Raw genomic sequence first — 1845 nt, 5'->3', positions numbered from 1 at the left:
CTAGGTGACTGGTGTTAAACGATGGCTGCCATCGGCGTGGCGGCCATCGTTTTGAATCTATTTCGGGTAGTTTGCTGGGATGACGTTGGGCATAGCGTCGCAGCAGCTGGACCTCTTCGATCCGGTCAGCCGGTTCTGCGCTGAGACCCTTGCGGCGAACTCGGTCTACGCTTTCCTGCACGATCACCGCGACCGGTTGTTCCCGGACAGCTTGTTCGCTGATTTGTTCGCGCAGGTCGGGCGGCGGTCGGTGCCGCCGTCGGTGGTCGCGACGGTGATGGTGCTGCAGCGTTTGGAAGGACTGTCGGACCGCGAGGCCGTCGACCGGTTCGCGTTCGATGTCCGCTGGCGGTACGCGGCCGGGGCCGGTGGTTGGGACGGCGCTTCGCGGGCCGGGTTCGCCCACACGGTCCTGGTTGACATGCGCGAACGGCTACGCCGCTCGGCGAACCCGGACCGGATTTTCGAGGTTGCCCTCGCGGCGGCGCGGGAGGCCGGGCTGCTGGGACGGCGCCGGGTGCTTGACTCGACCCCCTTGTATGACGCGGTCGCCACGATGGACACGATCACGCTGATCCGCTCGGCGGTCCGCGGGCTGCTCACCGCGGCCGGCCGCGACCTGGCCATCGACCTGCGGGCCGTGTTGACCAGCGGCGACGACTACGTCAACACGGCGAAACCGGTCGTGGACTGGGACGACAAGACCGCCCGGGAAGCATTGATCGACTCAAGGGCCCGGGACGGGTATGCCCTGCTCGCCGCCCTCGACGGCAGTAAGAAGCTGCCCGAGGCGGTCACCGAGGCGATGCGGCTGCTGGCCACGGTGCTGGGCCAGGACCTGGAAACCGGCGACGACGGGGTGCTGCGGATCGCACGCAAAGTCGCCGCGGACCGAGTGATCTCCACCGTCGACCCGCAGGCCCGGCACGGACACAAGACCAGCCACCGCGGCTTCGACGGCTACAAAGGGCATATCGCCGTCGATCCGGACAGCGAGATCATCACCGCCACCGAGGTCACTGCCGGTAACACCGGCGATGCCGGCCCGGCCGCCGACCTGATCGTCGACCTCACCACCCCGGCCAACGATCAAGACACACCCGCAGCCGACGCGGCGGTCTACGGCGATTCGGCCTACGGCGCCGGCGAAGTACTCGAATGCCTGCATACTGCCGGGATCGACGCCAAGACCAAGGTCCAGCCACCGGTCGCGCCGCGTGGCAAGTTCACCAAGGACCGGTTCACCATTGACCTCGCCGCCGGCACGGTCACCTGCCCGAACCAGGCCACCATCGCTATCCGCCCGATCACCGGTCACGACCGTCACGCCGGGAAAGCCGACTTCGGCCGCGCCTGCACCGACTGCCCGCTCCGCACGCAGTGCACTGAGTCGAAGACCGGCCGACATATCACCATCAGCCGCTGGGAAACCCACCTCACAGCCGCCCGGACCCGCCAGACCGACCCGGCCTGGCGGGCCGACTACCGCGCCACCCGCCCCAAAGTCGAACGCAAAATCGCCCACCTCATGCGCCGCCGCCACGGCGGCCGCCGCGCCCGCATGCGCGGCCTGCACCGCATCGCCGCCGACTTCAAACTCCTAGCCGCCGCCACCAACCTGGCCCGCCTCGCCACCCTCAACCTCACCGGCAGCAGCCACCCCAGCCCGACCCCCGCCTGACCACCAGCAGAGACCCCGACCAGGCCTCATCCAGCCCAGCAACAGCCCCTCAGCCCCACAGCCGCCCGCCGAACCACCGATCAGCCAGCCCAGCGACTACCCCCTTCACGCCAACCAACGAGCCGTCAACACACGGGCTGAACAGACCACCGACCGATCGACCC

General features: G+C 68.7%; 1 protein-coding gene. It reads left to right on the top strand.

The window, feature by feature from the left end:
- Nucleotides 1–79 precede the first annotated feature (79 nt).
- Nucleotides 80–1681, top strand: a complete 1602-nt coding sequence (locus HCA58_RS23030; protein ID WP_169600145.1) for an IS1182 family transposase — start codon at nucleotides 80–82, stop codon at nucleotides 1679–1681.
- Nucleotides 1682–1845: the final 164 nt, after the last annotated feature.

It is taken from the genome of Micromonospora sp. HNM0581 (genome assembly GCF_012726175.1).
In the GTDB taxonomy this organism is placed as follows: Bacteria; Actinomycetota; Actinomycetes; order Mycobacteriales; family Micromonosporaceae; genus Micromonospora.
The sequence above is the reverse complement of the archived record's forward strand: the minus strand, read 5'-3'. Positions and strand labels throughout refer to the sequence as shown.